Genomic DNA, 24,450 nt, shown 5'->3' with positions numbered 1-24,450 from the left:
TCAGGGGATCTCCTCGTGTGCCGGCGCGCTCAGCAGGCGCCGGATCGCATGGGCATCGGGGCGCGCGACCACGCCCCGCTCGGTAATCAGCGCGTCCACGAGGCGCGCCGGGGTGACGTCAAACACCGGGTTCCAGACCTCGATATCCGGTGGCGCAATGGCCTGTCCCGCAATGCTCAGCAACTCCTCCGCGCCGCGCGTCTCGATGGGGATCCCGGCCCCGCTCGCGGTGTCAGCGTCGAGGGTCGACAGCGGTGCGGCCACCAGGAACGGCACGTCGTGCGCCGCGGCGGCCAGCGCCAGGGCGTAGGTGCCGATCTTGTTGGCCACGTCGCCGTTGGCGGCGACGCGGTCGGCGCCAACGACCACGGCGCCCACCTCGCCGCTCGCGAGCAGGCTTGCCGCGGCGCCGTCGGCGATCAGCCGCACCGGGATACCGTCGGCCTGCAGCTCCCAGGCCGTGAGCCGCGCACCCTGGAGCCAGGGCCGCGTCTCGCCGGCGTAGACCCGGGTGAGGCGACCGGCGGCGTAGGCCGAACGCACCACGCCGAGCGCGGTACCGTAGCCGCCGGTGGCGAGCGAGCCGGTGTTGCAGTGGGTCAGCACCGCGCGGCCCGCGGGCAGGTGCTCGGCACCCAGCGCGCCGATACGGCGGTTGGCGGCAACGTCCTCGGCCTGGATGCGCTGCGCCTCCGCCAGCAGCGCCCCGGCGTCGGCGCCGGCGTCGTGGGCACGGCGCATGCGTGCCAGCGCCCAGCCAAGATTGACCGCCGTCGGCCGCGTCGCCGCCAGCCCCTCGAAGGCGGCGGCCAGCTCGCGCTCGCTGCGCTCCCGGGCCGCCAGGGCGACGCCATAAGCCGCCGCGATGCCGATGGCCGGGGCGCCGCGCACGACCATGTCGCGGATGGCCTCGGCCACCTCGCGCCAGCGGGTGCAGTCGAGGTAGTGCTCCACCGTCGGCAGCCGGCGTTGATCGAGCAGGTGCAGCCGGCCGGACTCCCAGAACACGGCGCGGATGCGGTCGAATGCGGTCATCCGGGCTCCCTGACGCGCCTGACAGTGTGGCCGCCATTGTCGCACACTGGCCTTGCCGGGCGCCCCGCGGACGCCCGGCCCACCGAGTTGTGAGGAGACCCCCGATGGAAGACGTGGACCTGTTGCTGCACCCGGGCTGGGTGGTGCCCATGGAGCCAGCCGGCGCGGTGTTCGAGGACCACTCCGTGGCCGTGCGTGACGGCGCCCTGGTCGCCCTGCTGCCGCGCCCGGAGGCGGAACGCCACTACCGGCCCGCCAGGGTGCGCGAGCTGCCGGGTCAGGCGCTGATGCCGGGGCTCGTCAACGCCCACACCCATGCGGCGATGGCGCTGCTCCGGGGCTACGCCGACGACCTGCCACTGATGACCTGGCTCACCGAACACATCTGGCCGGCGGAGCAGGCCCATGTCAGCGAGGCCTTCGTGCGCGACGGCACGGAGCTTGCTGTGGTCGAGATGCTGCGCGGCGGCGTGACCTGCTTCAATGACATGTACTACTTCCCGGAGACCGTGGCGGAGGTGGCGAGCCACGCCGGCATGCGGGTCACCGTAGGCATGATCGTGCTCGACTTCCCTACCGTCTACGCCGACGGCCCCGATGGCTACCTCGAGCGCGGCCGCGCCCTGCACGCCGACTGGCGCGACCATCCGCTGGTGGACACCGTGCTCGCCCCCCATGCGCCCTACACCGTGGGCGAGGCCAGCCTCGAGCGGGTGCGCATCCTGGCCGATGATCTGGACCGGCGGGTGCACATCCATCTGCACGAGACCGCCGGCGAGGTGGCCGACTCGGTGCGCGAGCACGGTGACCGGCCCCTGGCGCGACTGGACGCCCTCGGCCTGCTCGGCCCGCGCCTGCTCGCGGTGCACATGACCCAGCTCACCGGCGACGAGCGCGCGCGCCTCGCCGAGAGCGGCGCCCACGTGGTGCACTGCCCCGAGGCCAATCTCAAGCTCGCCAGCGGCCTCTGCCCGGTCACCGACCTGCTCGCCCGCGGCGTGAACGTGGCCCTCGGCACCGACGGCGCCGCCAGCAACAACGACCTCAACCTCTTCGGCGAGCTGCGCAGCGCCGCCCTGGTGGCCAAGGCCGAGAGCGGCGACGCCGGCGCCCTGCCCGCCTGGCAGGCACTGCATCTCGCCACCCTGGGAGGCGCCCGCGCCCTCGGCCGTGACCACGAGATCGGCAGCCTGCTGCCTGGCAAGGCCGCCGACATGATCGCCGTCGACCTCTCCGGGCCGGAGGCGCAGCCGCTGCACAACGTGGTCTCCCAGCTCGCCTACGCCACCGGCCGCAGCCAGGTTACCGACGTCTGGATCGCCGGGCGGCCGGTGCTGGCGGACCGCCTGCCGCAGACCCTCGACATGCCGGCGCTGCTGGAGCGGGTGCGGCGCTGGCGTGATACGATTTCGGCATAGCCGAGAGCGCGACGACCGACGGCCACACTGATGGACGGCCACAGCCGCAACGCCGACCCCGAGGAGCTCGCCCGTTTCGACGAGGCGGCGAGCGGCTGGTGGGATCCCGCGGGCGATTTCGCCCCCCTCCACGCCATCAATCCGCTGCGCCTGGATTATATCGAGCGCCGCGCGGGGGCGCTCGCCGGCCGTCGCGTGCTCGATGTCGGCTGCGGTGGCGGCATCCTCGCCGAGGGTCTGGCGGACCGCGGCGCCGAGGTGACCGGCATCGACCTCGCCGAGCGCAGCCTGGAGGTGGCACGGCTGCACGCCCTGGAGACGGGGGCGGCGGTAACCTACCGCCACGTCGCCGTGGAGGCGCTGGCCGAGGAGGCGCCGGCGAGCTTCGATCTTGTGACCTGCCTCGAGCTGCTGGAGCACGTGCCGGACCCGGCCTCCGTGGTGCGGGCCTGCGCGGCGCTGGTGCGCCCCGGCGGTGATGTCGTCTTCTCCACCCTGAGCCGCACGCCCAAGGCCTATCTCTTCGCCATCGTCGGCGCCGAGCGCGTGCTGCGGCTGCTGCCGCGGGGCACCCATCGCTACTCGGCCTTTATCCGGCCCTCCGAGCTCGGCACCTGGGTGCGGGCGAGCGGCCTCGAGCTCGCGCATCTGCAGGGGCTCGGCTACAACCCGATCACCCGCCGCTACTTCCTCGGCGACGATGTCACCGTGAACTACCTCGCCCACTGCCGGCGGCCCGACCCGCAAAGCCCATGAGACGCCTACCCCTCGCCCGCGCCGTGCTGCTCGACCTCGACGGTACCCTGTTCGACACCGCGCCCGACCTCATCAGCAGCCTCAACGCCCTGCGCCGGGAAGAGGATCTGCCGCCCCTCGCCGCCGCCCAGCTCGCCAGCGCGGTCTCCCACGGCAGTGCCCCGATGATCCGCCGCGGCTTCGACCTCGCCCCGGATGATCCGCGCTTCGAGCCGCTACGCCAGCGCTTTCTGGCCCTTTACCGCGAGCGTCTCAGCTGCGAGACGCAACCCTTCGACGGCATGGAAGAGCTCCTGCATACCCTCGAGCGCGGCGGTGTGCCCTGGGGCATCGTCACCAACAAGCCAGGCTGGCTCACCGAGCCGCTGGTGGCCGCCCTCGGCTATGGCGAGCGCCCGCACTGCGTGGTCAGCGGCGACGATCTCCGCCGCCGCAAGCCCGATCCCTACCAGGTGCTGGAGGGCTGCCGGCGGCTCGGTCTGCCGCCACGGGAATGCGTCTTCGTGGGCGATGCCGAGCGCGACGTCGAGGCCGGCCGCCGCGCCGGCACACTCACGCTGGTGGCCCTGTTCGGCTACCTCTCCGCCGAGGACCGGGTCACCCGCTGGGGGGCTGACGGCCTCATCGGCCACCCGCAGGAGATCGAGCGCTGGCTCGCCGCCGATGCCTGGGCGGACCACCGCAACGGCCGCCACACCGCCGTTGCGGCCCTCTGAGCCGGAATGGATCCTCTCGCGTACTGCCGCGACAAGGCGGCGCCGGAAGGCTCGAGCCTGCATTATGCCCTGCTGTTTGCAGGCGCTCCCGAACGCGAGGCGCTGCTGGCCCTTGCCGCCTACCGGGCCGAGGTGCTGGAGGTGCCGCGGGAGGTGAGCGACCCCGGCGTGGGCGCGGTCAAGCTCAAATGGTGGCAGGAAGAGCTGGAGCGCCTGTTCGCCGGCCAGCCCCGCCATCCCGTGAGCCAGGCCCTGGCGCCGGTGATCGAGCGTCACGGCTTTGCCCGCGAGCCCTTCGCCGAGGTCATCGAGGCCGCACGCATGGATCTCGAGTACGGCAGCTACCCGGCCCTGCGCGAGCTCACCGTCTACTGCCACCGCGCCGGCGGGCTGGCCGAGCTGGCGCGACGGGTGGGCGGACCGGACACCCCGCAGACCGCCGCCTTCGCCCACGACCTCGCCATGGGTCTGGAGCTCACCCGGCTGCTGCGCCATCTGGGTCGGGACATCGCCGCCGGCCGCGTCTACATTCCGGAGGCGGATCTGGCGGCCGAGGGGCTGACCCGGGAGGACCTCCTCGCCCGCCGCGACAGCGAGGCGCTGCGCCGCGTCCTGGCCGTGCAGGGGCAACGCGCCCGCGACTTTCTCGACAGCGCCATCCGCCGTCTGCCCCGCCCGGCCCGGCGCCGGCAGCGGCCTGCTCTGGTGCTGGCCGTGCTCTATCGACGGCTGCTGGCGGTCATGGCCGAGGACGATCACCCGCAGCTCGAGCGTCGCCACCACCTCACGCCCCTGCGCAAGCTCTGGCTCGCCTGGCGCAGTGCCCGACGACCGGAGCGCATCCGCCCCCTGCCATCGGAGACCGCCGAATGACCGCGCCGCTGCCGTTGCCCCCGTCCGCCGAGCTGCCCGCCGATGCCCTTGCCGGCCGCCGGGTCCTGATCACCGGCGCGGCCGCCGGCCTGGGTGCCGCCCTCGCGCGGCTCGCGGCAGCCCACGGCGCCACCGTGGTGCTGCTGGACAGGAACCTGCGTGCCCTGGAGCAGCTGTACGACACACTCGAGGCCGCCGGCCATCCGCAACCCGCGCTCTACCCCATGGACCTGCTCGGCGCCTCGCCCGACGACCACGCCGAGCTCGCCGAGCGCCTGGAAGAGGCCCTGGGCGGGCTGGATGCCCTCGTCCACGGCGCGGCGCAGCTCGGCGAGCCGGCCCCCCTCGCGCACTACGACGTCGAGCACTGGATGAAGACGCTGCAGGTCAACCTGAACGCCCCCTTCCTGCTCACCCGCGCCTGCCTGCCCCTGCTGGCGGGCTCGCGCGATGCGCGGGTGCTGTTCATCAGCGACCGCGCAGGCCGCGAGGGGCAGGCCTACATGGGCGCCTACGCCGTCGCCAAGGCCGGCCTCGAGGGCCTGATGCGCACCCTGGCCGCCGAGCAGCCGGCGGGCTCACCGGTGACCGTCGCCAGCGTCGATCCGGGCCCGATACACACGGCCCTGCGCCGCTCTGCCTACCCGGGGGAGACGACGGACGACCTGCCCTCCGCGGACCGCGTCGCCGAAATCCTGCTGCCGTTGCTGGCACCGGCGACGCCGGTCACGCCGGGCGGGCAGTACCGGGTGGCGCCCACGTCGGACGGCGGGTGATCCACAGGCGATCACCGGATCGCCCAAGTATGAAATCCCTCACAGTCGCCGGTCGGCCCCGCATGCACGATACTGTCCACAGGTCATGCTCATGCGAGGGCGAAAGACGATGGATGCAACACGGACGCTGCAGCGGGTCATCGACTCCAACTACCGCATCGCGGCGCTGGAAACCGGCGAGACGGACCGGCTCCTCGCCCTGTTCAAGCGACTGACGCTGACCACGGGCCGCGCGGTCTATCACTGGACCGCGGACAGCGGCCTCTACCGGCTCGGCGTGGAGCACATCTTCATTCCGCGCACGCGCGCGCCGGCGGAGGTGCTCTCCTACATCTCCGCAAGCCGCCACTACGGGATCTATCTCCTGCAGGGCTTCGCGGACGCGCTGCCGAAGGCCTCGGTCCAGCGCACGCTGCACGAGATCCACGCCAAGGACGACGGCGTCCGCCGGCTGGTGATGCTGGTAGGCGAGCATCTGGATATCCCCGAGGGCCTGCGCGGGCGCACCGCGATGATCCGGCACAACGTCCGCGCCCGCCAGCAGGCCGGCGTCTCGTCCTGAAGCGCTGATCCGGGCGGCGTTGCGCCGCGGCCGGGATTTCTCGGCGGGGCGCGGCTCCCACAGGCCCGGCTATTGGCCGATACCCCATGCCCGCGCTCGCCCGGGCGCGGACACCCCGGATCTCTTCCTGCAACACCACCGCTTCCCGCCGCACAAAGCCGGACCTGATGACCACCAGGCCCGGCTACGCCGCCTGGCGCTACGCGCGCGGCGGCGGGTACCCACGGCGGCCTAGCGAGGCGGGGCAGGAGCGACCGGGACCGTAGGCGAGAGGGACCTCGCCTACGAGCTTACAAGGACGTATTCACAGCGTGTCCCGGGCGCTCCTGCCCCGCCTCGCGCCCGGCACGGCCACTACAGCGGCCCCAGCGCCGCGGACTCCCGGCGCCCTCAGCGCTGACGCTCGTTGCCAATCAGGAAGCCGGATGCAAGCATGCTGACGACACCCGCCAACCCAGGGAGGAGTCAGCATGGGATTCGCACTCTCCGACATGCAGCTGCGCAGCACCGCCTTCGGCGCCCATCAGCCGATACCGGCACGCCACACCGGGGAGGGTGAGGACGTCTCCCCCGCGCTCGAGTGGAGCGGCGCCCCGGGCGGTACCCGGTCCTACGCGGTGATCTGTCATGATCCGGACGCGCCGCTGATCGTGCCCGGCGCCTATGGCTTCGTGCACTGGGTGTACTACAACATCCCGGCCGAGGTCACCCGGCTCGCCGAGGGCAACAGCGATCACACCAACGGCGTCACCGATTTCGGCAAGCAGGCCTACGGCGGCCCGATGCCCCCGGAGGGCCATGGCGTCCATCACTACTATTTCTGGATCCTGGCGCTCGACCAGGCACTGGACCTGGAGCCAGGGCTCACCCTCTGGCAGTTCCTGGAGCGCGCCGAGCCGCATGTCATCGGCATGAACCGCCTGATTGGCACCTACGAGCGCTGAGCACGCCAGGGCGGCGGATGCCCGGGCCGGCGTCGACCCGTGTATCCGCCGCCAACAAGGGTGGCGTGGAGATGCTGCAGGGCAACAAGCGCGATACACTGGTCGCCCAATTTGCCCACCGGACAACTGGATGCCACCCACTCATGCGACTGCGCGCTCTGCCCGAGCCTGATCACTTCCCCGCGCTTGATGCGCGCTATCTGATCGAACGGCCGGCCGAGGGACTGCCCGATCCCCTGGGCCATCCGCCGCGTATCCTGCTGCTGTACGGCTCGCTGCGCGAGCGCTCTTACTCCCGCCTGGCCGCCGAGGAGGCGGCCCGGCTGCTACGGCGGTTCGGCGCCGAGACCCGCATCTTCGACCCGCAGGACCTGCCGCTGCCGGACCAGGTCGCCGGCGACGACCATCCCGCGGTGCGCGAGCTGCGCGACCTCTCCCACTGGTCCGAAGGCCATGTCTGGTGCAGCCCGGAGCGGCACGGCCAGATCACCGGCGTGATGAAGGCCCAGATCGACCATCTGCCGCTCAAGACCGGCGGCATGCGCCCGACCCAGGGGCGGACGCTGGCGGTGATGCAGGTCAGCGGCGGCTCGCAGTCGTTCAACGCGGTAAACACCCTGCGCCTGCTCGGGCGCTGGATGCGCATGGTGACCATCCCCAATCAGTCCAGCATCCCCAAGGCCTGGCAGGAGTTCGACGACCGCGGCCGCATGCGCCCGTCGCCGCTTTACGGGCGCATCGTCGACGTCATGGAGGAGCTGATCCGCTTCACCGTGCTGCTGCGCCCGCATGTGGCGCAGATGACGGCGCGCTACTCCGAGCGCCTGGAGTCCGACACCCCGGTAGCCGCGGAGGCCGAACCCGCCAGTCTGGCCACCGTCGGGCGGGAAGCTGGCAGCCCGCCTCATTGATCGTCTCGGAAGTATCGTCAGGTCTCGGCACACCGGAGCACAGCGCCGGCCTCACCACAGGCGACCACGTAGAGGCTTCCGCGAATAGCGAAGACCTGCCCGGCGTGCCAGCCTGAAGCTGTTTCCGAATCGGCTCCGGATAACGGAGCGGGAGGGACGGCGATGACCTGGCGAATCCCGGTGGCGCTGGCGCTGATGCTGATGGGCAGCCATGCCGGTGCCCATATCGACACGAATCCCGGCGAGCGGGATCTTGCGGAGTATCTGGCGAAAGCCCTGGCGGCGCAGCCCGCAGTGGCCAGCTGCGAGATGCCCGAGGCGGCGGAGCGCACGCACGACGGCCTCCCGGCGTCCGGCACACCCTGGGAGAGCCTGCTGGCCAGGCCCGCGAAGACCGAGGCACCGGGAGACAAGGGCGAAGCCGAGCTCTGCTGAGGCCGGAGCGGTTACCGCGCGGGGTCGGGTTCGAACCCGTGCAGGCGCCGGTGCAGGGCCCGTACCTCATCGGCGAGGTCCGCCACCGGCCCCTCCACGACGGCATCCGGCACGATCTCGCGGATCGCGAGCGGCCGCACCGGGGGCGGCGGAACCTCCATCTCCGCCAGCCACTCCCCGAGCTGGGCCGAGGAGCTCGCATAGACGATGCGGCCGAGGCCCACCCAGCCGTGGGCGGCGGCACACATCGGACAGTGCTCGCCCGAGGTATACACCGTCGCGGCGGCACGCTCGCCCGGCGAAAGGTGTGCCGCCGCCCAGCGGGCGATGGCGAATTCCGGATGCCGGGTGCTATCGCCGGAGGCCACATGATTGTGGTCCTCGAAAAGCACCACCCCCTGCGCCGAGACCAGCACCGAGCCGAACGGCTCATCGCCGGCCTCCAGGGCCTGCCTGGCCAGCGCCACGCAGCGGCGCAGGTGGCTTCGGTCCGTGTCGGTGATCAAGGCCATCTCCTCCGGTACGAGTGGTGGTCGCCTATTCCGGCGGCGGGCGGCCACGCAGTGACTTGAGCCGTGCGCGCCGGGCCTTCGCCTGCAGGCGGCGGCGATGGGCGCTCTTCGGCGGGCGGGTCGGCCGGCGCCGTTTCTGCGGTGTGCTGGCAGCACGCACCAGCTCCGCGAGGCGGGCCAGCGCATCCTCCCGGTTGCCCTCCTGGGTGCGACGGCGCTGCGCCTTGATCACCAGCACCCCGTCCTTGCGCAGCCGGCGGTCGCGCCGGGCCAGAAGCCGCATCTTGACGTCCTCCGGCAGCGACGAGGCACGCACGTCGAAGTGCAGCTGCACAGCCGTCGCTACCTTGTTGACGTTCTGCCCACCCGGCCCCTGCGCGCGCACGGCCGTGATCTCGATCTCCTCCTCGGGGACCGCCAGCTGTTCATCGATCCGCAGCATGCCGCCAGTTCGCCACGAAAACCGGCACGGGGCAACGGTGTCCGCGCTACCGATGACCCATGGGGGGCGGCCCATCCCGTCGCGGAACAGCTCGCTGAGCTGGCAGTGCGTGGCGGGGGAGGAGCATCCGGGACCTTAGGGCCGCGCTGAACGATGTCCGTGGGCCTCTGACCGCACAGCGTGTCCCGGGTGCTCCCACCCCGCACCGCACCTGGCACGGCCGCAGATGCGCCCGTGTGGGCGCGGCTTCATGGCCCGCCGGCGAAGGCACAGCCCGCCTGCAGCGGGCACTCGTCGCAGCGGGGTCTGCGCGGGCGGCAGATGTCCTTGCCGAGGGCGACGATGAGGGCGTGGTACTCGTTGAACAGGGCCGGATCCTGCGGCAGCGCGGCCTCGAAGCGGGCACGGATGGTCTCGTAGGGCTCGTCGCCGGCGAGAACGCCGAGGCGGCTGAAGATGCGGCGGGTATACGCATCCACCACGAACACCGGGCGCTCGAAGGCGTACAGGACGACGTCGTCCACGCTCTCGCGGCCGAGTCCCTTCACCGCCAGCAGTCTCGCCCGGAGCGTGGCCGTGTCGAGCCGGGCAAGCCCCGCCTCGCCGCCATGCTCGAGCCAGGCCTCACAGGCCGCGCGCAGGCGCCGCGCCTTGACGTTGAAATAGCCTGAGGGGCGGATGGCCGCGGCGAGGGCGCCGTGTTCCGCGGCGACGATGCGCTCCGGGGCGAACAGGCATGCGTTGCGCAGGCCCTGGATGGCGCGCTCCACGTTGCTCCAGGCGGCATTCTGGGTGAGTACCGCGCCCACCAACACCTCGAAGGCGGTCTCCCCCGGCCACCAGCCCTGCGGGCCGAACGCCGCGTGAAGACGGCGGTAGGTGTCGTGCAGCCCGCGACCGCCGCTCATCCGCGCCGGGGCGGCCGCCGGCGGGGCCGTCGGGGAGCCGCCTTGCGCCGGTCGCCGGCCGATGCCTCGGCCGGCAGGTCCACCAGCGTGCAGAGCTCGTCCACCGCGCCCGGCCCAAGCTCGTGATGCTGACCCTCGCGCAGGTTGGGCGGCAGCGCCACCGGGCCGTACTGCACGCGCATCAGCCGGCTCACCGTCACGCCCTGAGACTCCCAGAGCCGCCGCACCAGTCGATTGCGGCCCTCGCGGACCCGCACCCGGTACCACTCGTTGGCGGCCTCGCCGGCGGCAAGGGTCTCGATGCGCTCGAAGGCCGCCTTGCCGTCGTCCAGGGTCACTCCCTCCCGCAGGCGCTCCAGCATGGCCTCGCTGACATGGCCGAATACCCGCACGGCGTAGTCCCGCGGCAGCCGATAGCTCGGGTGCATGAGCCGGCTGGCGAGACTGCCGTCGGTGGTGAAGAGCAGCAGTCCCGAGGTGTTGACGTCGAGCCGCCCTATCGCGACCCAGCGCCCGCCGCGCAGGCGCGGCAGGCGGGTGAACACGGTGCGCCGGCCTTCGGGGTCCTGCCGGGTGACCACCTCGCCGGCGGGCTTGTGATACGCGAGCACGCGCCGCGGCAGCGGCTCCGCCGCCCGCTTGCCGAGGGGCCGGCCGTCCACCGCGATGCGGGCGGCGGCGCCGACCCGGTCCCCGAGCTGCGCGGTACGACCGTCGACGCTCACCCGGCCCTCGGCGATCCAGCGCTCCATCTCGCGCCGGGAACCGACGCCGGCCCGGGCCAGCACCTTCTGCAGCTTCTCGGTGGTCACTCCGGGGCCTCCGCAGGACCGTGGCCATCGGCGGTCGTGCTGCGCTGCCTTTCCTCGCTGAAGCGCAGATCCAGCTCCGGCTGCTCGTCGTCGGGGTCGCGCAGGGCCATAAGGGTAGGCAGCTGGTCCAGACCCTGGAGGTTGAAGTAGTCCAGAAACGCCCGGGTGGTGGCGAACACCGCCGGGCGGCCGGGGACGTCCCGGTGGCCGGCGATGCGCACCCAGCCGCGCTCCTGGAGCGTGCGCATGATGCCGCTGCTCACGCTCACGCCGCGGATCTCCTCGATCTCGCTGCGGGTGATGGGCTGGCGGTAGGCGATGATCGCGAGGGTCTCCAGCAGGGCGCGGGAGTAGCGTCCGGGCTTCTCCTCCCAGAGCTTCGAGACCCAGGGCGCCAGGCTCTCCCGCACCTGGATCCGATAGCCGCTCGCCAGCGCCTTCACCTCCACGCCCCGGCCCTCGTAGGCCTGCGCGAGCCGATCCATGGCCGCGCGCACTTCGCCGGGCTCGGGCTGCTCGTGGGCCTCGAACAGCCCGCGCAGACGCTCCACCGACAGCGGCTCGCCGGCGGCGAGCAGTGCCCCCTCGAGGATGTGCTCGAGCGGAGGCCGGCTCATGCGCCCTCCCCGTCCGCGGGTACCGGCGGCGCCTCGCTGCGACTGCCGGCCGCCCGGAGATAGAGCGGCGCGAATGGCTCGGCCTGCACCAGCTCCACCAGCGAGGCCTTGAGCAGCTCCAGGATGGCGAGGAAGGTCACCACGACGCCGGCACGGCCCTCCTCCGGGCGCAGCAGATCGCCGAGCCCGGTGAAGCGCTCCCCGGAGAGCGCTTCCAGCGTCTCTGCCATGCGCTGGCGCACCGACAGCGCCTCCCGCTGGACCTGGTGATGGGTGAACATCTCCGCGCGGTCCAGCACCTCGGCGAAGGCCGCCAGCAGCTCCCGCAGCGCCACCTCGGGTTCCTGCCGGGCGGTGGTCATCTCCGGCGCCAGCGCCTTGGCCGGGAAGATGTCCCGGGCCACCCGCGGCAGGTTGTCCAGCTCGGCGGCTGCCTCCTTGTAGCGCTCGTACTCCTGCAGCCGGCGCACCAGCTCGGCGCGCGGGTCGTGCTCCTCGTCCTGATCGGCCGCGGGCGGGCGAGGCAGCAGCATGCGCGACTTGATCTCCGCCAGCACCGCGGCCATCACCAGGTACTCCGCAGCGAGCTCGAGGCGCACGTCCTTCATCAGCTCCACGTAGGCCATGTACTGGCGCGTGATCTCCGCGATGGGAATGTCGAGGATGTCCAGATTCTGCCGCCGGATGAGGTAAAGCAGCAGATCCAGCGGGCCCTCGAAGGTCTCCAGAAAGACCTCCAGCGCATCCGGTGGGATGTAGAGGTCCCGCGGCAGATCCGCCAGCGGCTCCCCGCGCACACGCGCGATCGGGGCGGCATCGTCGCTGCCGGCGGCGGCCTCCTGCATGCTCAGCGGTACTCCAGCCCCATGGCCGCGCGGACGTCCTTCATGGTCTCCCGGGCTACCCCGCGCGCCCGCTCGCAGCCCTCCGCCACGATCTGGCGGACGGTGTCGGGGTCGGCCTCGAGCTCGGCGGCCTTCTCGCGGATCGGTGCCACCTCCGCCTGCACGGCCTCGATCAGCGGCTGCTTGCAGTCCAGGCAGCCGATGCCGGCGGAGCGGCAGCCCTGCTCCACCCACTCCCGGGTGCCGGCGTCGGAATAGAGGCGGTGCAGGTCGTAGACCGGGCATTTGGTGGGCTCGCCCGGGTCGCTGCGGCGCACGCGGGCGGGGTCGGTGGGCATGGTGCGCAGCTTATGGTCGATATCCTCGGGCGCCTCGCGCAGGGAGATCGTGTTGCCATAGGACTTCGACATCTTGCGCCCGTCCAGCCCCGGCATGCGTGGCGCCGGGGTGAGCATGGCCTCGGGCTCCGGCAGCACCGTGCGCCCGCCGCCCTCGAGGTAGCCGAGCAGCCGCTCACCGTCGGCCAGGGTGATGTTCTGCTGGCCCTCGATCAGCGCCTTCGCCTCCGCCAGGGCCTCGCCGTCGCCCGCCTCCTGATAGCGGCGGCGCAGCTCGCGATAGAGGCGGGCGTTCTTCTTGCCCATCTTCCGCGCCGCCGTCTCCGCGCGCGCCTCGAAGCCCGGCTCGCGACCGAACATCCAGTTGAACCGCCGCGCCAGCTCCCGGGTGAGCTCGACGTGGGAGACCTGATCCTCCCCCACCGGCACGCCGGTGGCGCGGTAGATGAGGATGTCGGCGCTCTGCAGCACCGGGTAGCCCAGGAAGCCGTAGGTGGCGAGGTCCTTCTCCCGCAGCTGGGCGATCTGATCCTTGTAGGTGGGGACGCGCTCGAGCCAGCCGAGCGGCGCGATCATCGACAGCAGCAGATGCAGCTCGGCGTGCTCGATGACGCGCGACTGGATGAACAGCGTCGCCAGCCGCGGGTTCACCCCGCAGGCGAGCCAGTCCACGACCAGGTCCCAGACGTTCTGCGCGATGATCTCGCGCTCCTCATAGGCGGTGGTCAGGGCGTGCCAGTCGGCGATGAAGAAGAAGCACTCGTGCTCCTCCTGCAGGCGCACCCAGTTCTTCAGCACACCGTGGTAGTGCCCGAGATGCAGCCGTCCGGTAGGGCGCATCCCGGAGAGGACGCGCGCCGGTCGTGCGCTGGAGATGCTCAAAGGACCCTCCCGACCCTCGCGACGAACAGGGCCGCCATGATAGCGGCTCGCGCCGCCCCGTGCCGAGATCAGGTCTCGAAGGCGGTAGGGTCGCCCTGACCGCGGCGCAGGATCCGCGGCGCGGGCTCGCTGAGGTCGATCACCGTGCTCGGCTCGAGGCCGCCGGAGCCGCCGTCGAGCACGGCGTCCACCTGCCGGCCGATACGCTCGCGGATGAGCTCGGCGTCGGTCATGGCCATGTCGTCCCCCGGCAGCAGCAGACTCGTGGTCATCAGCGGCTCGCCGAGCTCGGCGAGCAGGGCCTGGGCCACCGGATTCCCGGGCACACGGATGCCGATGGTCTTGCGCTTGGGGTGCTGCAGGCGCCGCGGCACCTCGCCCGTGGCCTTGAGGATGAAAGTATAGGGCCCGGGCGTGTGCGCCTTGAGCAGGCGGAAGGCGTTGTTCTCCAGACGCGCGTAGGTGCCGATATCCGAGAGGTCGCGGCAGGCCAGGGTGAAGTCGTGATCCTCCCGCAGGGCGCGGATCTGGCGGATGCGGTCGATGGCGGCCTTCTCGCCCATGACGCAGCCGAGGGCATAGGTGGAGTCCGTCGGGTAGACGATCACGCCACCGCGCTGGAGAACCTCCACCGTGCGCCGGATGAGGCGCGGCTGCGGTGTCTCGGGATGCACGCTGAAATACTGGCTCATGGCTGCCTCGCTGCGCCGCCTTTCAACGGCATGATGGGCACCGCCGCCGCGGCGGTGCAAGCACGGTGGGGAGGCCGCTCCCGGATATGGTAGCGTTCCCGGCTGCCGTCTGGATCACGCGGAGAGAATGCCGCCATGTACTACGCCATCATCAGCGAGGACGTCGAGGACAGCCTGGAGCGCCGCAAGGGCGCCCGGGGCGAGCACCTCGCCCGCCTCGAGGCCCTCCGCGACCAGGGCCGACTGCTCCTCGCCGGCCCCCACCCCGCCATCGATGCCGAGGACCCGGGCCCGGCCGGCTTCAGCGGCAGCCTCGTGGTGGCCGAGTTCCCCTCCCTGGAGGAGGCCCGGGCCTGGGCCGACGCGGATCCCTACGTCGCCGCCGGTGTCTACCGGGAGGTGACCGTGAAGCCATTCAAGGCGGTGCTGCCATGAGCGAGTCCGAACGCGTACGCCTGATCCGCGAGCGCCTCGGTCAGGCCCTGACCCTGGAGCGGCTCGAGGTGGAGGACGAGAGCCACCTGCATGCCGGTCACGCCGGCGCCCGGGCCGGCGGCGGACACTATCGCGTGCTGGTGGTCAGCCCCGACTTTGCCGGCCACGGCCGCCTGCAGCGTCACCGCCTCGTCTACGATGCCATCGGCGACGCCATGCGGGCCGACACCATCCACGCCCTCAGCATTCGCGCCCTGACCCCGGACGAAGCCGCCGGCGACGACGCCTGAAACCGATTACTCACGAGGAGAGCCCCATGCCCATCCGCTTCCGTACCGGCCTCGTTGCCGCCGCCCTCGCCGCGGGCCTGCTCGCCGCCCCCGCGCTCGCCCAGGACGATGCCAGCGGCGAAGTGGTGGCGCGGGTGAACGGCGAGCCGATTTCCGCCGATGCCCTTGCCCAGCTGCTCGCCCAGCAGACCCAGGGCCGGGGCGAGGTGACCGCCGCCCAGCGCCAGCAGTTCCTGGACGAGGTGATCACCGTCACCCTGCTCGCACAGGACGCCGAGGCACGCGACCTCCACCGCGAGCCGGACATCGCCGCGCAGCTGGAGAATACCCGCCGCGCCATCCTCGCCCAGGCACTGGTGCGCAGCCTCTCGGGGGAGGACCGGGTGAGCGACGAGGCCGTGCGCGAGCTCTACGACGAGCGCTTCGCCGGCGGCGGCGACCGCGAGTACCGTGCCCGCCACATCCTCGTCCCCGAGCGTGAGACCGCCGTCGGCATCATCGACGAGCTCGACGCCGGGGGCGACTTCGCCGAGCTCGCCGCCGAGCACTCCGAGGACTCCAACGCCGACAATGGCGGTGATCTCGGCTGGTTCGCCGCTGCCGACATGGTCGGCCCGTTCGCCGCCGAGGTGGAGGCGTTGGAACCCGGCGAGTACTCCGACGAACCGGTGGAGACCCGCTTCGGCTGGCACGTGGTGCAGGTGGACGACACCCGCGCGACCGATCCGCCGGCCTTCGATGAGGTCGAGGACCAGCTGCGCATGGAGCTGGTCCGCCGGAGCGTGCAGCAGTACGTGCAGGAGCTCCGCGCCGAGGCCGAGATCGAGTACGAGGCCGACTGGGCCGAGCCGGCGCAGGACTGATCGCAGGAAAACACCGGACCCTGCCGGTATTGGCGCGGCGGCGGGTACCCACGGCGGCCGAGCGAGGCGGGGCAGGCGCGACCGGGACCGTAGGCGAGAGGGACCTCGCCTACGAGCTTACAGGGACGTATTCACAGCGTGTCCCGGGCGCGCCTGCCCCGTCTCGCGCCCGGCACGGCCGTTGCTGCGGCTTCGGGCCCGCGGGTCCCTGTCGCCATCATGGCTGAAGCTCGTTGCTAGTCAGGATCCGGCAAGGCAAAGGCGCTTCGGGCGGCGAACTAACCCGCGCCGCCGTCGATCAGCCGCCGGAACGCCGCCTCATCCAGAATCTCCACGCCCAGGCGCTCCGCCTTGTCCCGCTTTGACCCTGGATCGGCGCCCGCCACCACGTAGTCGGTCTTCTTCGAGACGCTGGAGGTGACGCGCCCGCCCAGGGCCTCGATGCGCGCCTTCGCCTTGTCCCGGGTATAGCCCTCGAGCGTGCCGGTGAGCACGAAGGTCCTGCCGCTGAGCGGCCCGGAGCCGGCGCGCCCGGCCAGCGGCTCCCAGCTCACGCCCGCAGCGCGCAGGCCATCGATCACCTCGCGGTTGTGGGGCTGGGCGAAGAATCGCGCCACGCTCTGCGCCACCACCGGGCCGACGTCCGGCACCTCGGTAAGCGCCGCCTCGTCCGCGGCCATCAGCGGATCGAGGTCGCCGAAGTGCTCGGCCAGCGCCTGCGCCGTGACCTCCCCCACCTGGCTGATGCCGAGCGCATAGATGAGCCGCGGCAGCGTGGTCCGCTTCGAGTGCTCGATGGCCGCCAGCAGGTTGCCGGCGGACTTCTCGCCCATGCGCTCGAGGCCGAGCAGGTCGCTGCGGGTGAGGTGGTAGAGGTCCACCACGGTGCGCACGCGCTCGCTGTCCACCAGCTGCTGCACCAGCTTCTCGCCGAGGCCGTCGATGTCCATGGCCCGGCGCGAGACGAAGTGCAGGATCGCGCCCATGCGTTGGGCCGGGCAATAGAGCCCGCCCATGCAGCGGTGCGCGGCCTCGTCGTCCAGGCGCACCACCTCGGAGCCGCAGACCGGACAGACCGAGGGCATCTGCCAGGCCTCGGCACCGGCGGGCCGCTTTTCCGTCACGACGCTGACCACCTCGGGGATCACGTCCCCGGCGCGGCGCACCATGACCGTGTCACCCTCGCGAACGTCCTTGCGGTGGACTTCGTCGAGATTGTGCAGGGTCGCCCGGCTTACCGTAACGCCGCCCACCGCCACGGGCTCCAGCGCCGCCACCGGCGTGATCACGCCGGTCCGCCCCACCGACGGCAGGATCCGCTCCACCACGGTGGTCGCTTCCCGCGCCGGCAGCTTGTGGGCGATGGCCCAGCGCGGCGCCCGGGCCGTGAAGCCGAGCTCCTCCCGGGCGGCCAGATCGTCGACCTTGAACACGGCGCCATCGACTTCGTAGTCAAGCCGGTCGCGGTCCGCCAACAGGCGGCGGTGGTAGTCCAGGCAGCCCTCGAGCCCGCGCACCGCCTCCACCCGCTCGTTCACCGGAAACCCCCACTCGCCCAGGTGCCGGAGCACCTGGGTGTGCGTCTCGCCCAGCGGCGCGCTGCAGGCGCCGACGCCGAAGGTGAACAGCGTCAGCGGCCGACGCGCGGTAATGCGGGGGTCGAGCTGGCGCAGGCTGCCGGCGGCAGCGTTGCGCGGGTTGGCGAAGGGCCGCTCGCCGCGCTGCTCGCGCTCGGCGTTGAGGCGCTGGAAGTCCCGCCGGCGGATGACCACCTCGCCGCGGACTTCCACCAGCGCCGGCGGCTCGCGGGTGAGCAGCCGCAGCGGCACGCTGCGGATGGTGCGGATGTTGGCGCTGATGTCCTCGCCGACCCGGCCGTCGCCCCGGGTGCCGGCGCGCACCAGCCGCCCGTGCTCGTAGCGGAGATTGACCGACAGCCCGTCCAGCTTCGGCTCCGCGACGTAATCGACGGCGTCCCGGCCCAGGCCCTCGCGCACGCGGCGGTCGAATTCAGCCAGCTCGTCCTCGTCGAAGGCATTGTCCAGGGAGAGCATGGGCTGCTCGTGCGGCGCCTCGCCGAAGCTCTCCAGCGGGGCCGAGCCGACGCGCTGGGTGGGCGAGTCCGGCGTCACCAGCTCCGGGTGCTCGGCCTCGATAGCCTGCAGCTCCCGCAGCAGAGCGTCGTAGTCGGCGTCGGATATGGCCGGATCGTCGAGGACGTAGTAGCGGTGGTTGTGATACTCGATCGCCTCGCGCAACTCGGCGGCGCGGGCGGCAGGGTCCTTGCTCGATGGCTGCTGGCTCATGCGCGGTACGCTTGTGCTCCGGTTCGCGGCGGCCGTGCGCGACCTACCGCGCCTGGCGGGCTGCCAGGTGGGCGCGGCGGCGGTACTCCAGCAGCTCCTCGCGGATATGCTCGATGGACTGGGTGGTCAGGTCGCACCGGCGGCCATCGAGCACCTGACCGCCGAGCTGCCTTGCCAGGGTCCGGGCGGTGGCCAGCATCTGCTCGAACGCCGCCAGGCCGTCGAAGGGGCCGGGCAGCCGCAGGAAGAGCACCACCCCGGGGGTATCCGTCTCGTCCAGGGCCTCGGGGTCGAAGGTCCCCGGTTCGAGGATGTTGGCGGCGCTGTAGAGCGCCACCGCGCCGGTGCGGGTATCGAGCGTACGCTGGTAGATGCCCTGGCTGTTCAGGCGCAGCCCGCAGTCCTCCAGCGCCTCGGTAAGCGCCCGGGCCACGTAGACTTCGCCCTCCGGCGCCATCACCGAGAGCACCACGATCTTCTCCTCGCCGGCCATCTCGGGCGGGTCGCTCGGGGTCCCCGCCACGGATTCCTGCTGGCCGCCCTCCTCGCCCCGGAAGGCCCGCCGCAGGCGGGCCGCAAAGGCCTCGCCGCGGCCGTCCCGCGCAACCGGTCGCGAGCCGGCCTCCGCCGCCGATTCGGCACGCCGGGTGTCCAGGCGACGCTCGCTGCTCGCGGCCACGTCGCCGTCGGCGCCACGCACACGCACCTCGCCAACGCCTTCCTCGGAGAACGCAAGCTCCGGGCGCCCGCCCGCGGATCCACCCGGCTCACGCGCCGGCGCCGGCTCCGGGTGCGGCGCGTCGCCCTCCGGCTCGGGGTCGTGTTCCGGGTCAGCGTTGCCCGCCTCCGCACGCTCGGCCTCCTCGGGGGCACGCCGCGGCCGCCGGATCTCGGTCTCGGACTCGTGGATCAGCTCGTCCAGCTCGCCCAGCGTGCTCTCGATGTCCTCCCGGGAGAGATCGTGGTCGGCGAACGGCTCCCGTTGCTCGCGCCGCCCCCGCCGTCGCCAGGGCGGCCCGTCATGGCGCCAGTCCTGCAGGCGGCCATAGACATACACCCCGGCGATCACCACCACCCCGAGAATCAGCAGTATCCAGCGCAGCTCGTCCATAGTTCCGATCGGCCTGTCAAGGTTTCGGTGGCCCCGTCGACCGCGACAGAGTGCAACGCCTCGCCCGCGCCCTCAAGCACGGGCGAGTTCCAAGTTCGAAGTCCAAAGTTCAAAGAAGGTGCCCACACCGGCCCAAGTGCCAAGAGCGGCAGCTTTGAACTTTGAACTTGCCACTTTGAACTGTCGAGCTGGCGGAAGCTAAGCGTCCGCCAGCTCGACCGCCCCCTCCACATCCACCGCCACCAGCCGCGACACCCCCGGCTCGGCCATGGTGACGCCGGCGAGGTGGCTCGCCGCCTCCATGGTGGTCTTGTTGTGGGTGATGACCACGAACTGGACCTGACCGGACATCTGGCCGAGCAGCTCGCAGAAGCGGCCGACGTTGGCCTCGTCCAGCGGGGCGTCCACTTCGTCCAGCATGCAGAACGGCGCCGGGTTGAGCTCGAAGATGGCGAACACGAGGGAGACCGCAGTGAGCGCCTTCTCGCCACCGGACAGCAGATGGATGTTGGTGATCCGCTTGCCCGGCGGTCGCGCCATGATGGTGACGCCGGTCTCCAGCAGATCGTCGTCGGTCATCTCCAGATACGCCTGGCCGCCGCCGAAGAGGCGCGGGAACAGCCGCTGCAGGCCGGCGTTGACCTTGTCGAAGGTGTCCCGGAAGCGGTTGCGGGTCTCGCGGTCGATGCGCTGGATGGCGTCCTGCAGCGTCTCCAGCGCCTCGCTCAGGTCCGCCTGCTGCGCATCCAGGTAACCCTTGCGCTCGGACAGCGCCTGATGCTCGTCGATGGCGGCAAGGTTGATGGGCCCGAGCCGGCGGATGCGCGCATCCAGACGCTCCAGCTCGGCCTCCCACTCCGCCTCGGTGGCCGCCTGGGGCAGCCCCTCGGCGAGGTCCGCACGGGAGAGATCGAGCTCTCCGAGCTGCTCGTCCAGGGTCTGCAGGCGGGCCTGCAGCTCGTAGTCACGGTAGCGGGCGGACTCGGCGCTGCCGCGCAGCTCGGTCACCTCGGCCTCGACCGCGCTGCGCGCCTGCTCCAGCTCACGCAGGCGGTGATCCGCCGCTTCCAGGCGCGAACGGGCCTCGCCGAGCTCGCCCTCCACCTCCAATCGCCGCGCCAGCAAGTCCTGGCGCTCCTGCTCCAGGCTGTCGTCCGGGTCCGCCACCTCGGCCAGCGCGGCATCGAGCTCCCGGTTGCGCGCCTCGAGCTGGCCGCGCTGCCGCTCGAGGCGGGCGATGGCCTCTTCCAGCGACTGCCGGGCCGTGCTTGCGCTCTCCAGACGCAGCGCCAGGTCGTGGCGCTCCGCGCGGATCGCCTCGGCGGCCTCCCGGGCCCGGTCCACGACATCCTGGTGCGCCAGGCGCTCATCGTTCAGGCGCTCGCGCTCGCCGTCCAGGCGCTCACCCTCCTCCAGCGCCGCCTCCAGGCGCCGGCGCGCAGCGCGTACCTCGGCCTCGCCGCTCTCCAGGGCCTCGGCCAGATCCTCACGCTCCTCGGCAAGGGCCGCGCGCCGTTCGCCGCGCTCACGCTGCCGCCGCTCCTCGCCCTCGATGCGCGCCTGCAGGCCGGCCAGGCGCTGGTCCAGCTCCGCGAGCTCGGCCGCCGCGTCCTCGCGCTGGGCCTCCACGCTCTCCAGAGCCTGACGTGCCTCACCGGCCGCGGCCTCGGCCGCGGCGAGGCGCTCCTCGTGCTCGCCGATCGCTTCCCGCAGACGCTCGATCTCACGGCCGCGGGCGAGGACGCCGGCCCCGGCACCGTCGTCCGCGGCCCGCACCCGAATCCAGCGCCGGCCCCGCCAGCGCCCGTCGGGGGTGACCACGGAGGCCTCCGGGCCGAGCCGGGCGAGCAGCCGCTCCGCTTCGGCGTCGTCCTCGGCGGCGTACACCGCCGCCAGCAGGTCGTCCAGTGGCCACGGTGCCGAGACCAGCTCGCGCAGCGGCGTGCCCACCGCTGGCGCCGGCGCCGCGCCGGACGCCTCGCCGCCGGCGAACAGCATGGCCCGGCCATGGCCGAGGGCCGCCGCCTGCCCGGCATCCAGCGCGGCCTCACTCACCACCCTGGCCTGCAGCGCGTCCCCGAGCACGGCCTCCACCGCCTGCTCCCAACCGGGTGTCACCTGCAGCCGCTCGCCCAGGCGCTCGGCGTCCTGCAGGCCCAGCGATTCAAGCCAGCGGGCGAGCTCGGCGTCGGCGCCCAGCGCCGCCTCCTGCAGCGTGGTGAGGGAGGCGAGCCGGGCGCGGTCCTCGCCGAGGGCGGCGCGGGCGAGCTCCGCCTCCTCCTCGGCCCCGCGCAGCTGATTGCGCTGATGGCCCAGCCGCTGCTGGACCTCATCCAGCTGCGCCTGCAGCTCGGCGCGATCCTCGGCCAGCGTCTCCGCCTCCTCGCGCCAGGTCTCCAGGGCGTCGTCACCACCGGCAGCGAGGCTCTCCGCCTCGGCGGCGAGGCGCTCCCGCCGGCGCTGCTGCTCGGCGAGACGGGCCTCCAGCTGCTCGATGCGGGTACGTTCCACCTGGGCGTTGCGTCCGGCGGTGGCCGCGGCCTCGGTCAGCGCGTCCCAGCGCTCGCGCCAGGCGTCCAGTCGCTGCCGGGCGGCGCGTACCTCCGCTTCGGCGGTCTCCAGCCGCTCGTCGGCGTCTTCCAGGGCGGGCTCCAGCTCCTCGAGCCGGCGCAGGAGCACGGCCTGCTTCTCGCGATCGTCCTCCAGCTCCCGCTCGGTGCCGCCCAGCGCCTCGCGGTTACGCTCCAGCTCGCGCTGACTGGACTCGCGCAGCTCGCGACGATGAGCGATGCGCTGCTCGATGCGGGCGATATCCGAACCGAGTCCGTAGTAGCGCCCCTGGATTTCGTTCAGCCGATCGCTGTCCTCGGCGTGGCGGGCGCGTAGCGTCTCCGCCTCGCGCTCCAGCGCCCGCTGGCGTGCGATCTTCTCCTGCAGCGCGTTTTCGCGCTCGTTGAGCTCGCCGCGCAGGCGCTCACGCTCCGCCTCCAGGCCCTGGCGGCGGAGCAGCAGCAGCTCGCCGCGGCGCCGTGCCTCCTCGGCCTTGAGCGCGCGGTAACGCTCGGCGGTCTCGGCCTGGCGCCCCAGCTTCTCGAGCTGGCGGCCGACCTCGTCGCGCACATCCTCCAGGCGCTCGAGGTTGTCCAGGGTGTCGCGGATGCGGCGCTCGGTCTCCCGCCGGCGCTCCTTGTAGAGGCTGATACCGGCGGCCTCCTCGAGGTAGCCGCGGAGCTCCTCGGGGCGAGCCTCGATCAGCCGCGAGATGGTGCCCTGCTCGATGATGGAGTAGCTGCGGGGCCCGAGCCCGGTGCCGAGGAAGACGTCGGTGATGTCCCGCCGGCGGCAGCGGGTGCCGTTCAGGTAATAGGCGGACTGGCCATTGCGGTTGACCTGCCGGCGCACCGAGATCTCGCTGTAGCCCGCATACTGCCCGCCCAGGCTGCCTTCGCTGTTGTCGAACACCAGCTCGATGCTGGCCAGCCCCACCGGCTTGCGGCTGTTTGAGCCGGAGAAGATGACATCGGCCATGGAGCCACCGCGCAGATGCTTGGCGGAGCTCTCGCCCATCACCCAGCGCACGGCATCGATGATGTTGGACTTGCCGCAGCCGTTCGGCCCTACCACCGCGGTGATCGGCCCCGGCAGGGGCACCGTGGTGGCGTCCACGAAGGACTTGAAGCCGGCGAGCTTGATCTTGCTGAGGCGCATGATGGCGTCCGTTCGACGGCGGTGGCGTCAGCCGGTCAAAATACCGCGTTATCGATCCTGCCGAAAATCGCCCTCTGTCCGGAGACTCGACGTCCATGACCACGCAGCCCTCCCGCGCGCTCGAGACCTTCCCCAATCCGGCCCCCGAGCGGGACTACACCATCCACTTCAGCATCCCTGAGTTCACCTGTCTCTGCCCGAAGACAGGCCAGCCGGACTTCGCGACGCTGGAGATCGACTATGTCCCTGAGGCCCACTGCGTGGAGCTGAAGTCCCTCAAGCTCTACATCTGGTCGTTCCGCGACCAGGGCGCCTTTCACGAGGCGGTTACCCACCACATCCTCGGCGACCTGGTGGCGGCCACCGCACCCCGGTTCATGCGCGTGCGCGGGGTGTTCAACGTCCGCGGCGGGATCTACACCACCGTCGTCGCGGAGCACCGTGCCCCGGGCTGGGAGCCGCCCGTGCCGGTGACGCTGCCGTGATGACCGATTTCCTGCGCGGTGTCAGCTACGTCCCCCGTGGCCTGCGGCTGCTGGCCGCGCCCTGGCTGGCGCCCTACGTCTGGGTACCCATCGGGGTGAATGTGCTGGTGTTCGCGGGCCTGTTCTGGTTCGCCGGGGCCCAGTACCAGGCCCTGCTGACCTGGCTGCTGCCGGAGCCATCGACCTTCTCGGGTGAGGGCTGGTGGAGCCAGACCCTGGAATTCCTGGCGCTGCTGGCGCGCTGGCTGCTCTGGCCGCTGTTCCTGCTCGCCGCCGTGGTGGTGATGTTCTACACCTTCACCGCGCTCGCCAACCTCATCGCGGCGCCGTTCAACGGCTGGCTGTCCGCCCGCGTGGAGCAGCAGGCCACGGGCCGGGCGCCCGCCGGCGATGGCGCCGGGTTCACCGCCGAGGTGCTCGGGGCCTTCGGCGGCGAGCTGCGCAAGATCGCCTACTTCGCTCTGCTCGGTGTGCCGCTGCTGGTGCTGTTCGTGGTGCCGGTGGCGAATCTTGCGGCGCCCTTTCTGTGGGCGCTCTATGGCGCCTGGATCCTGGCGCTGGAATACATGGACTTCCCCCTCGGCAATCGCGGCCTGAGCTTCCGGGCCCAGCGCCAGCACCTGCGCGGCCAGCGCCTGCTGCACCTCGGCTTCGGCGCCGGCATCCTCGCCCTGACGCTGATCCCGGGGCTGAACCTGGTGGCCATGCCCGCCGGCGTCATCGGCGCGACGCTGCTGGCCGTGGAGAACAGCCACCGCGAGGCCTGAGCAGACGCCCT

Annotated in this window: 26 protein-coding genes; 14 read left to right on the top strand and 12 right to left on the bottom strand. The window is 72.0% G+C overall.

The features are described 5' to 3' along the window. Complete coding sequence (gene mtnA / locus LMH63_RS08390) at positions 1–1,035, bottom strand: S-methyl-5-thioribose-1-phosphate isomerase (protein WP_109677991.1); 1,035 nt, start codon at positions 1,033–1,035, stop codon at positions 1–3. 104 nt (positions 1,036–1,139) lie between these two features. Here mtnA and LMH63_RS08385 point away from each other — a divergent pair, with 104 nt between their 5' ends. The 9 genes from LMH63_RS08385 to LMH63_RS08345 all read left to right on the top strand — a co-directional run bounded on the left by LMH63_RS08385 (position 1,140) and on the right by LMH63_RS08345 (position 8,426). After that, positions 1,140–2,453, top strand: a complete 1,314-nt coding sequence (locus tag LMH63_RS08385; RefSeq protein ID WP_109677993.1) for a TRZ/ATZ family hydrolase — start codon at positions 1,140–1,142, stop codon at positions 2,451–2,453. Positions 2,454–2,483: 30 nt separating this feature from the next. Next, positions 2,484–3,209: a bifunctional 2-polyprenyl-6-hydroxyphenol methylase/3-demethylubiquinol 3-O-methyltransferase UbiG gene (gene ubiG, locus LMH63_RS08380; protein ID WP_109677994.1), complete on the top strand. Its 726-nt coding sequence runs from the start codon at positions 2,484–2,486 to the stop codon at positions 3,207–3,209. Continuing rightward, positions 3,206–3,925 carry an HAD family hydrolase gene (locus LMH63_RS08375; RefSeq protein ID WP_109677996.1) on the top strand — a complete coding sequence of 240 codons (720 nt, stop codon included), beginning with the start codon at positions 3,206–3,208 and terminating at the stop codon, positions 3,923–3,925. The genes ubiG and LMH63_RS08375 overlap by 4 nt, the downstream gene beginning before the upstream one ends. Before the next feature lie 6 nt (positions 3,926–3,931). Then, positions 3,932–4,798: a squalene/phytoene synthase family protein gene (locus tag LMH63_RS08370; protein WP_109677998.1), complete on the top strand. Its 867-nt coding sequence runs from the start codon at positions 3,932–3,934 to the stop codon at positions 4,796–4,798. Then, positions 4,795–5,574 (top strand): SDR family NAD(P)-dependent oxidoreductase, encoded by a 780-nt coding sequence (locus tag LMH63_RS08365; protein WP_109678000.1) that lies wholly within the window; start codon positions 4,795–4,797, stop codon positions 5,572–5,574. Before LMH63_RS08370 ends, LMH63_RS08365 begins: the two co-directional genes overlap by 4 nt. A gap of 109 nt (positions 5,575–5,683) precedes the next feature. Beyond that, complete coding sequence (locus LMH63_RS08360) at positions 5,684–6,136, top strand: Ycf46 family AAA ATPase (RefSeq protein ID WP_109678002.1); 453 nt, start codon at positions 5,684–5,686, stop codon at positions 6,134–6,136. Positions 6,137–6,606: 470 nt separating this feature from the next. Further along, the gene (locus tag LMH63_RS08355; RefSeq protein ID WP_109678004.1) at positions 6,607–7,080 is read left to right on the top strand and encodes a YbhB/YbcL family Raf kinase inhibitor-like protein; all 474 of its coding nucleotides are present in this window, start codon (positions 6,607–6,609) and stop codon (positions 7,078–7,080) included. A gap of 143 nt (positions 7,081–7,223) precedes the next feature. Then, a complete protein-coding gene (gene arsH / locus LMH63_RS08350) occupies positions 7,224–7,991 on the top strand; it encodes an arsenical resistance protein ArsH (RefSeq protein WP_109678006.1) in 768 nt (255 codons plus the stop codon). A 162-nt stretch (positions 7,992–8,153) separates the two neighbouring features. Further along, a complete protein-coding gene (locus LMH63_RS08345; RefSeq protein WP_109678008.1) occupies positions 8,154–8,426 on the top strand; it encodes a hypothetical protein in 273 nt (90 codons plus the stop codon). Positions 8,427–8,437: 11 nt separating this feature from the next. Here LMH63_RS08345 and LMH63_RS08340 read toward each other — a convergent pair whose 3' ends face one another. From LMH63_RS08340 to LMH63_RS08305, 8 genes are all read right to left on the bottom strand, one after another. Beyond that, positions 8,438–8,932, bottom strand: coding sequence for a nucleoside deaminase (locus LMH63_RS08340; RefSeq protein ID WP_109678187.1), 495 nt, complete (start codon positions 8,930–8,932; stop codon positions 8,438–8,440). 31 nt (positions 8,933–8,963) lie between these two features. Beyond that, positions 8,964–9,380: an alternative ribosome rescue aminoacyl-tRNA hydrolase ArfB gene (gene arfB, locus LMH63_RS08335; RefSeq protein ID WP_109678010.1), complete on the bottom strand. Its 417-nt coding sequence runs from the start codon at positions 9,378–9,380 to the stop codon at positions 8,964–8,966. 248 nt (positions 9,381–9,628) lie between these two features. Continuing rightward, positions 9,629–10,288: an endonuclease III domain-containing protein gene (locus LMH63_RS08330; protein ID WP_109678012.1), complete on the bottom strand. Its 660-nt coding sequence runs from the start codon at positions 10,286–10,288 to the stop codon at positions 9,629–9,631. Continuing rightward, positions 10,285–11,100, bottom strand: coding sequence for a 23S rRNA pseudouridine(2605) synthase RluB (rluB, locus tag LMH63_RS08325; RefSeq protein ID WP_109678014.1), 816 nt, complete (start codon positions 11,098–11,100; stop codon positions 10,285–10,287). The genes LMH63_RS08330 and rluB overlap by 4 nt, the downstream gene beginning before the upstream one ends. Then, positions 11,097–11,717: an SMC-Scp complex subunit ScpB gene (gene scpB, locus LMH63_RS08320; protein WP_109678016.1), complete on the bottom strand. Its 621-nt coding sequence runs from the start codon at positions 11,715–11,717 to the stop codon at positions 11,097–11,099. Before scpB ends, rluB begins: the two co-directional genes overlap by 4 nt. Next, the gene (locus LMH63_RS08315) at positions 11,714–12,562 is read right to left on the bottom strand and encodes a segregation and condensation protein A (protein WP_109678018.1); all 849 of its coding nucleotides are present in this window, start codon (positions 12,560–12,562) and stop codon (positions 11,714–11,716) included. Before LMH63_RS08315 ends, scpB begins: the two co-directional genes overlap by 4 nt. A gap of 2 nt (positions 12,563–12,564) precedes the next feature. After that, on the bottom strand, positions 12,565–13,740 hold the full coding sequence (locus tag LMH63_RS08310; protein WP_373317934.1) for a tryptophan--tRNA ligase: 1,176 nt from the start codon (positions 13,738–13,740) through the stop codon (positions 12,565–12,567). A gap of 110 nt (positions 13,741–13,850) precedes the next feature. After that, positions 13,851–14,474 (bottom strand): L-threonylcarbamoyladenylate synthase, encoded by a 624-nt coding sequence (locus LMH63_RS08305; protein WP_109678022.1) that lies wholly within the window; start codon positions 14,472–14,474, stop codon positions 13,851–13,853. A 135-nt stretch (positions 14,475–14,609) separates the two neighbouring features. On the opposite strand from LMH63_RS08305, the gene LMH63_RS08300 reads away from it, so the two are divergent. Genes LMH63_RS08300 through LMH63_RS08290 form a run of 3 tightly spaced genes read left to right on the top strand, consistent with a single transcriptional unit; the run spans position 14,610 to position 16,062 of the window. Further along, positions 14,610–14,909, top strand: a complete 300-nt coding sequence (locus LMH63_RS08300) for a YciI family protein (protein WP_109678024.1) — start codon at positions 14,610–14,612, stop codon at positions 14,907–14,909. Beyond that, positions 14,906–15,199, top strand: coding sequence for a BolA family protein (locus tag LMH63_RS08295; protein WP_109678026.1), 294 nt, complete (start codon positions 14,906–14,908; stop codon positions 15,197–15,199). Before LMH63_RS08300 ends, LMH63_RS08295 begins: the two co-directional genes overlap by 4 nt. Positions 15,200–15,225: 26 nt before the next feature. Then, positions 15,226–16,062 carry a peptidylprolyl isomerase gene (locus LMH63_RS08290; protein ID WP_109678028.1) on the top strand — a complete coding sequence of 279 codons (837 nt, stop codon included), beginning with the start codon at positions 15,226–15,228 and terminating at the stop codon, positions 16,060–16,062. 278 nt (positions 16,063–16,340) lie between these two features. On the opposite strand, the gene ligA is transcribed toward LMH63_RS08290, so the two are convergent. The 3 genes from ligA to smc form a co-directional block, all read right to left on the bottom strand. Continuing rightward, a complete protein-coding gene (gene ligA / locus LMH63_RS08285) occupies positions 16,341–18,368 on the bottom strand; it encodes an NAD-dependent DNA ligase LigA (RefSeq protein WP_109678030.1) in 2,028 nt (675 codons plus the stop codon). A 43-nt stretch (positions 18,369–18,411) separates the two neighbouring features. After that, on the bottom strand, positions 18,412–19,479 hold the full coding sequence (gene zipA, locus LMH63_RS08280) for a cell division protein ZipA (protein WP_109678032.1): 1,068 nt from the start codon (positions 19,477–19,479) through the stop codon (positions 18,412–18,414). Between the two features lie 198 nt (positions 19,480–19,677). Then, positions 19,678–23,187 carry a chromosome segregation protein SMC gene (smc, locus tag LMH63_RS08275; RefSeq protein ID WP_109678034.1) on the bottom strand — a complete coding sequence of 1,170 codons (3,510 nt, stop codon included), beginning with the start codon at positions 23,185–23,187 and terminating at the stop codon, positions 19,678–19,680. Positions 23,188–23,282: 95 nt separating this feature from the next. Between smc and queF the strand changes: the two genes are divergently transcribed. Both queF and cysZ read left to right on the top strand, forming a co-directional pair. Next, entirely contained in the window at positions 23,283–23,672 is a 390-nt protein-coding gene (gene queF, locus LMH63_RS08270; RefSeq protein WP_109678036.1) for a preQ(1) synthase, read from the top strand. Then, the gene (cysZ, locus tag LMH63_RS08265; protein ID WP_229332761.1) at positions 23,672–24,439 is read left to right on the top strand and encodes a sulfate transporter CysZ; all 768 of its coding nucleotides are present in this window, start codon (positions 23,672–23,674) and stop codon (positions 24,437–24,439) included. Before queF ends, cysZ begins: the two co-directional genes overlap by 1 nt. Positions 24,440–24,450 lie beyond the last annotated feature (11 nt).

It is taken from the genome of Spiribacter halobius, assembly GCF_020883455.1.
In the GTDB taxonomy this organism is placed as follows: domain Bacteria; phylum Pseudomonadota; class Gammaproteobacteria; order Nitrococcales; family Nitrococcaceae; genus Sediminicurvatus; species Sediminicurvatus halobius.
Note: the sequence above shows the minus strand (reverse complement) of the source record. Positions and strands in the feature narration are given on the sequence as shown.